Source organism: Rhodococcus sp. BS-15 (genome assembly GCF_000813105.1).
Taxonomy (GTDB): Bacteria; Actinomycetota; Actinomycetes; order Mycobacteriales; family Mycobacteriaceae; genus Rhodococcoides.
Genome location: NZ_BAOX01000282.1, coordinates 1 through 6,195 on the forward strand (window position 1 = coordinate 1; position 6,195 = coordinate 6,195).

8 protein-coding genes and 1 pseudogene are annotated in these 6,195 nt (G+C 66.9%); 7 read left to right on the forward strand and 2 right to left on the reverse strand.

What is annotated here, in order from left to right; translation table 11 throughout:
* Window positions 1–165: 165 nt before the first annotated feature.
* On the reverse strand, window positions 166–810 hold the full coding sequence (locus RHBS_RS22655; protein ID WP_128646474.1) for a response regulator transcription factor: 645 nt from the start codon (window positions 808–810) through the stop codon (window positions 166–168).
* Entirely contained in the window at window positions 807–1,928 is a 1,122-nt protein-coding gene (locus RHBS_RS22660; protein ID WP_128646475.1) for a sensor histidine kinase, read from the reverse strand. The genes RHBS_RS22655 and RHBS_RS22660 overlap by 4 nt, the downstream gene beginning before the upstream one ends.
* A 212-nt stretch (window positions 1,929–2,140) precedes the next feature.
* Here RHBS_RS22660 and RHBS_RS22665 point away from each other — a divergent pair, with 212 nt between their 5' ends.
* The 7 genes and pseudogenes from RHBS_RS22665 to RHBS_RS22695 all read left to right on the forward strand — a co-directional run.
* Window positions 2,141–2,797: an ABC transporter ATP-binding protein gene (locus RHBS_RS22665; RefSeq protein WP_237669584.1), complete on the forward strand. Its 657-nt coding sequence runs from the start codon at window positions 2,141–2,143 to the stop codon at window positions 2,795–2,797.
* On the forward strand, window positions 2,794–3,570 hold the full coding sequence (locus RHBS_RS22670) for an ABC transporter permease (RefSeq protein ID WP_128646477.1): 777 nt from the start codon (window positions 2,794–2,796) through the stop codon (window positions 3,568–3,570). Before RHBS_RS22665 ends, RHBS_RS22670 begins: the two co-directional genes overlap by 4 nt.
* A 23-nt stretch (window positions 3,571–3,593) precedes the next feature.
* The gene (locus RHBS_RS22675; RefSeq protein WP_128646478.1) at window positions 3,594–4,370 is read left to right on the forward strand and encodes an alpha/beta hydrolase; all 777 of its coding nucleotides are present in this window, start codon (window positions 3,594–3,596) and stop codon (window positions 4,368–4,370) included.
* The gene (locus RHBS_RS22680) at window positions 4,371–4,712 is read left to right on the forward strand and encodes an MGMT family protein (protein ID WP_121870264.1); all 342 of its coding nucleotides are present in this window, start codon (window positions 4,371–4,373) and stop codon (window positions 4,710–4,712) included.
* Complete coding sequence (locus RHBS_RS22685) at window positions 4,709–5,155, forward strand: PaaI family thioesterase (RefSeq protein WP_237669586.1); 447 nt, start codon at window positions 4,709–4,711, stop codon at window positions 5,153–5,155. Before RHBS_RS22680 ends, RHBS_RS22685 begins: the two co-directional genes overlap by 4 nt.
* 13 nt (window positions 5,156–5,168) lie before the next feature.
* The gene (locus RHBS_RS22690; protein WP_128646479.1) at window positions 5,169–5,540 is read left to right on the forward strand and encodes a molybdenum cofactor guanylyltransferase; all 372 of its coding nucleotides are present in this window, start codon (window positions 5,169–5,171) and stop codon (window positions 5,538–5,540) included.
* A pseudogene (locus RHBS_RS22695) lies at window positions 5,534–6,195 on the forward strand (molybdenum cofactor biosynthesis protein); the annotation flags it as partial. The gene RHBS_RS22690 and the pseudogene RHBS_RS22695, both read left to right, overlap by 7 nt.

Sequence of the window (6,195 nt, forward strand, 5' to 3'; positions counted from 1 at the left end):
GCAGGCCGCGCTGCCGGGCCGCTCCACTCCCGTGCCGGGCGAGCCACCTTGGGTGCACGGACGAGAGTGACCGTCGCGCCGTGTCTGCCGTCCGAGCTCATGACACAGATGCAATCACGAGCCACCGACACATCGACCGTCGCCCGGACGGAGCCCTGGACACGGTCAGTCGAGCAGCCCGTCGCGCAGCGCACGCAGAACTGCGCTCGTTCTGTCGTTCGCACCCAGTTTGAGAATGGCCGAAGACATGTGGTTCTTGACGGTTCCCTCGGCCAGATGCAATGCATCGGCAATCGACCTGTTGGTGTACCCGCTTGCGACGAGTCGTAGGACGTCGATCTCGCGGGCTGTGAGTGTTTCGGCGACTCCGACGTCGCTCGGGCCGTGCTTCCCGGTCCGAAAAGCGTCCAGCAATCTCTCGGTGATGGCAGGTTGCGCCAAGGTGCGCCCGGCCGCGAGTTCACGTACAGCACCGCCGAGCCGCTCGAAGGTCACGTCCTTGAGCAGATAACCCTTCGCGCCCGCACGCAGCGCCCCGAGCACCAACTCGTCGTCGTCGAACGTCGTCAGCACCAGGACCGGAACCGTGATTCCTCTGTCCTGCAATGCCCGCAGCGTCCACAGTCCGTCGAACCGCGGCATGCGTAGATCGAGCAACACCACATCGGGAGGATCGAATTCGATCGACGCGACCGCAGCAGCGCCGTCGTCCGCCTCGCCGGTCACCTCGATGTCGGGGTCCAGTTCGAGCAGGCTGCGGATACCCTGCCGAACCAGAGTGTGGTCGTCGACGATCAAGACCGTGATCACGGTGCGGGCACCGTCGCCTGGACCGCGAAACCGCGATCGACCGAGAACGTGACCGTGCCGCCCAGTCCTTCGATGCGTTCTCGGATTCCTTGCAGCCCGTGCCCCGGCTCGAAATCGGCCGACGCCCGGCCGTCGTCGCGCACCGAGACCGACAGCGCACCGGCCGGATCCGCAGTCACCTCTATCCACATCTCATCGGCATTCGCATGGCGAATGGTGTTGGTGATCATCTCCTGCACGCAGCGCATCACCGCCACCGCGCGAGCTTCGTCGACCCGAATGTCGGGGTCGACCGTCAGATGCACAACGGGTTCGGGCAGCTGCGCAACCAGACGATCGAGCGACTCCCCCAGCACCGGAGTCCTGCTGCGCACCTCGCCGACGGTCGCCCGGACGTCGCCGAGCAGGTCACGTGCGATGGTTCGAGCCCGAACGACGTGCTCGCGTGCGGGCCCGGGCACCTGATGGGATGCCACCTCGAGCTCGAGGCTCAGTGCGGTGAGCTGGTGACCGAGCACGTCGTGCAACTCTCGCGCGATTCTCAACCGCTCGTCGGCACGGGAGGAATCGTCCAACAACGCACTGGCGGTGCGCAGTTCGGCATGCGCGACCGCGAGTTCCCGACGCAACCGAGCCTGCCGCAGCTGCGCGGTCACCGACAACGCACTGGCCACCTGCAGCGCTCCGTAGATCGATGCGATCAGCGCGATCTCCGAGATCCGTCCACCCCGGATCGCAACCGACACCCCCACACAGCAGGTGAAGACCGCAACGATGACCGCCACCGACGAGCCGGACACCCGATACACGGCGAACGTCGAGGTGAAGACCAGCAGAATGGGCAACCAACCTGCCGTCGGGGCGGTCAGCACCAGAACCGGTGCCAGCACCACCTGTGCGGCGAAGCATGCGCGCACGAGACGATCCGGCAGCCGGTCTTCCCACCACATGCCCGCGGTCTGCGCGAGCAGGAAGGCTGCGAACAGCGCAGCCCAGACCCAACGCGGAACCGAGAGGCCGTCGGCGATCGACCGATCGAAGACGACGAGAGCGCCCATCGCGACCGCGAGCGCGGACACGAACGCACCGGCCAGAACGTCGGGTCCGAGGCGTCTCATTCTGTCGACCCTATCGCCAGGTCCGCCCGCACACCCCTGCCGAAAGTCACGATCACCATCGATGACCATCGGCACCTGTGCGCAGGCCACGGCGGATCTAGCGTCGAGATCGACACGATCGAGGAGGGAGCATCGGATGGCAGCGATCGACGTTCGAGACATCACCCAGCGGTATCGGGGGGCGGACAGTCCTGGCAGGAGTGCGCCTCACAGTGGCCGAAGGCGAGACACACGGCCTGCTCGGGCGTAACGGCGCCGGCAAGACGACTCTGGTCGAAACCGTTGCGGGCCTTCGTAAGCCGAGCTCGGGTGCCGTGCGAGTTCTGGGACTCGACCCCTTCACCGAGCGCGATCGAGTGCGAGCCGTTCTGGGAGTGCAGCTGCAGTCCAACGATCTTCACACCGCGCTCACCGTTGCCGAACTGGTCGATCTGTTCGCCTCCTTCTACCGTCGACCTGCCGATCGAGACGCTCTCGTCCGTGCGGTGGGCCTGCACGAGCACCGCCGGGTGCGCTACGAGCGGCTGTCCGGTGGCCAGCAACAGCGGTTGTCGGTGGTCCTCGCCCTGATCGGTTCCCCTCGGGTCGTCCTGCTCGACGAGCTCACCACCGGACTCGATCCGGATGCACGACGCACCGTGTGGCGACTGATCGAGGACCTCCGCGCAGACGGTGTCAGCATCCTGCTGGTCAGCCATCACATGGACGAGGTACACCGACTGTGCGATCGCATCACCGTCCTCGATCGAGGGTCCGTCGTGGCCACCGGCACACCGGAATCTCTGATCGTCGACGCCGGCCTCGGAGGCGACCACCGGGCCACCCTCGAAGACGCATTCCTGACGCTGACGGAACGGAGCTCGGCATGACCACACACGACATCGACGCAGCACCTCGTCCGGGCCTGCGCGCCACCGGCGCACTCGTCAGGGCCGAAATGCGCATGGTCATCCGGGACACGGCCGGCCTGATCGTTCCCATCGCCCTCCCCGTGCTCGTACTGGTGATGAACGGCTCGGGTACTTCGGCGGAGATCGTCGGTCCCGGCGCGATCACCGCGTTCGATCGGTTCGTCCTGCCGCTCGCCCTGACCATGATCATCGCCGTCATCGGCATCGTGAACATGCCGAGCTTTCTTGCGCTCTATCGCAAGTCCGGCGTGCTGAAGCGACTGTCGACGACACCGATCCGACCGGCGCAGGTGCTGGCTGCGCAGGTGATCACCAGCTCCGTCCAGGCGACACTCGGAATCGGTATCGCTCTGTCCACTGGCGCCCTGCTCTTCGGAATCACGCCCCCACACAACCCCATCCTGGTTGCGGCCATCGTGATGCTCGGTGCCGCCGCGATGTACTCGCTGGGGATCGTGGTGGCTGCCGTCGCACCCACTGCGAACTCGGCCGTCGCGATCGGCCTGACCCTGTTTCTGGCTCTCGGTGCCACCGGCGGACTGTTCGGACCGGTCGCGGATCTGCCGGAGCCTGTTGCGGCCGTCGGTGAGGTACTCCCCTTCGGCGCCACCGTCACTGCGCTGGGATCGGCTTGGGCCGGAACGCCTGTCGACATCGTCGGACCCATCGGGCTCGTGATCGCGGTGATCGCCGGAACCGCATGCGCGATCCGGTTGTTTCGCTGGTCCTAGCGCGATACGGCATAGTGGTCGACGTGCCCGAGTTGAATCTGCATACGTTCGGACCCGCAGACGGTCCACAAATCCTCGCCATCCACGGTGTCACCGGACACGGTGCCCGGTGGTGGGATCTCGCCGAGAACCACCTACCCGAGGCCAGGATTCTGGCACCCGACCTCATCGGTCACGGGCATTCGATGTCCACGCCGCCCTGGGACATCGACGCTCAGGTCACCGCTCTGAAATCCGTGCTCGACGCCCATGCGCGTGGACCGGTGGTGGTCCTCGGCCACTCGTACGGCGGCGCGCTGGCCGTGCACCTCGCGCAGCGATTCCCCGAAGCGGTACGCGCCCTGGTGCTGCTCGATCCCGCGATCGCGTTGCCGCCGGAGGAATTGCTCGAAGTGGCCGAGGCGACCGCGAAGTTCCCCGATTACACCGACGCCGACGAAGCGCGCTCGGAGAAGATCCACGGAGCGTGGGCCGACGTGCCGACCGAACTCCTCGACCGCGAGGTCGCCGAACATCTGGTTCCGGCCGAAGACGGGAAGGTCGCGTGGCGGATGTCCATTCCGGCCGTCGTCGCGACGTGGGGCGAGCTGGCCCGCCCGCTGGTCGTACCGGCCGAGAGCATCCCGACCGTCGTGGTGCGGGCGATGCGCGTCCAACCTCCCTATGTCACAGAGGAATTCCTTTCGGCGCTGCGAGACCGGCTGGGCGAGAACCTGCGTACAGTCGAACTCGACTGCGATCACATGGTCGGCCAGGCCAAGCCGGTCGAGGTCGCCGAACTGGTGCGATCCCTGCTGTAGATGGCCCCGATCACCGAAGCCCAGGTCGAGAGAGTTCGCGCGTTGGTCGCGTCGATCCCCCGGGGGTTCGTTGCCACCTACGGAGACATCGCGGCCGCCGCAGACCTGTCGAGCCCTCGCATCGTCGGTTGGATCATGCGCACCGATTCTGCCGATCTGCCCTGGCATCGAGTCCTCGGCGCGAGTGGAAAGCCGGCCCCGCACCTGGCCTCGCGACAGCTCGAGACTCTGCGCACCGAAGGGGTGCCGATACACGACGGGCGCGTGCCACTGACCTCGATTCGATTCGACTTCGGGGCGCTCCCACCGCCACCGCCGCCGACCACTAATCTCGGAGAATGAACATCAGGGACGCACTCGAGCAGTTCGACCCACGCCCCACGGCGAAGTACGCGCTGTCGAAGGCGAGCAGCTTCGTCGCCTCCGCCGGCCTGGTCGTCGACGAGGTCTCGGGCACCAGGGTGGCGGGGCACATCGATTTGACGGACGAGCACTTCACTCCGTGGGGCGTGGTCCACGGCGGCGTCTACACAACCGCAGTCGAGAGCGCCGCCAGCATCGGTGCCAGCGAGGCGGTCAAGGATCGCGGTGAGTTCGCAGTCGGCGTCCACAACGGCACCGACTTTCTCCGCGCCAGCAAGGGCGGCCGCGTCGACGTAGTCGCAGAACCGTTGCAGCAGGGCCGCGTTCAGCAGCTGTGGCTGGTCACGATAACCGCCTCCGACAGCGGCAAGACCATCGCGCGTGGGCAGGTTCGACTGCAGAACGTGCCGCTGCCGACATGACAGCGCCCGCACCATGACGCCGATCTGCGACGCGATCGTCCTCGCCGGCGGTCGAGGATCGAGGATGGCAGATCCCGAGCACCCCACTGCGGCTGGAGAGGTCGACAAGCCTGCCATGACCGTCGGCGGGCGTCGCATGGTCGATATCGCTGTGGACGCAGTATCGGTCTGTCGCAGAACGGTTCTGGTGGGGCCGACCCGTACCGGAGTGCCCGAGCACGTGGTGCAGACTCGTGAGGCACCTGCAGGCGGCGGCCCCGTCGCCGCCCTCGCCGCGGGACTGCGGTCACTCGACGACTGCGCGGATTCAGAGGGCACAGCAGATCTGGTGGTGGTCGTCGCGTCGGATCTGCCTTTCTCGACGCGGCGGCGGTCGAATTGCTGATCGGTTCCATATCGCACCCGCAGACCGAAGCCGTCTTTGCCCACGACAGTGCGGGCCGCACGCAATTCCTGCTCGGGATCTGGCGACAATCCGCACTGCGTTCCGCGCTGGCACAGCTGGATTCGGTGGAGGGTGCGCCCATGCGCACAATCCTGCCGCCCGATCATCTGGTGATCGCGGTGTCCGGTGTCGAGGACTGCGACACCCCCGCCGATCTTCTCGCCGCCCGCCTCGCCGCACGACCGTCGGAGACGCTAGAGGTGAGCGACGCACTCGAACGCATTCGGAGTCGGCTCTCCGTCCTGCCGATCCGGCGAATTCCCCTGCCGGACAGTGTTGGGACCGTCCTCGCGGAACCGCTCGTGACCCAGACCGCGTTGCCGGCAGTCGACATCTCCGCGATGGACGGCTACGCCGTCTGCGGCACCGAACCGTGGACGCTGCGATCCGACATCGCGTACGCCGGAAGTTCCGACATCGCCCGACTCACCGAAGGAACGGCCGTGCGCATCGCGACCGGCGCTGCGCTTCCGCCCGGAGCGACATCGGTGGTGCGCGACGAACACATGACCCGCGAGCCCGACGGTTCGGCTCGGCGCATGCCGACGGCCCCGCAGTCCGACGACACGCGTCGACGGCGGCGAGACTCGGGCCT

What these genes read in the sequence shown, in the direction of transcription:
- RHBS_RS22660 (WP_128646475.1), bottom strand. Translation starts at nt 1,928, where the DNA reads ATGAGACGCCTCGGACCCGACGTTCTGGCCGGTGCGTTCGTGTCCGCG.
- RHBS_RS22670 (WP_128646477.1), top strand. Translation starts at nt 2,794, where the DNA reads ATGACCACACACGACATCGACGCAGCACCTCGTCCGGGCCTGCGCGCC.
- RHBS_RS22680 (WP_121870264.1), top strand. Translation starts at nt 4,371, where the DNA reads ATGGCCCCGATCACCGAAGCCCAGGTCGAGAGAGTTCGCGCGTTGGTC.
- RHBS_RS22685 (WP_237669586.1), top strand. Translation starts at nt 4,709, where the DNA reads ATGAACATCAGGGACGCACTCGAGCAGTTCGACCCACGCCCCACGGCG.
- RHBS_RS22690 (WP_128646479.1), top strand. Translation starts at nt 5,169, where the DNA reads ATGACGCCGATCTGCGACGCGATCGTCCTCGCCGGCGGTCGAGGATCG.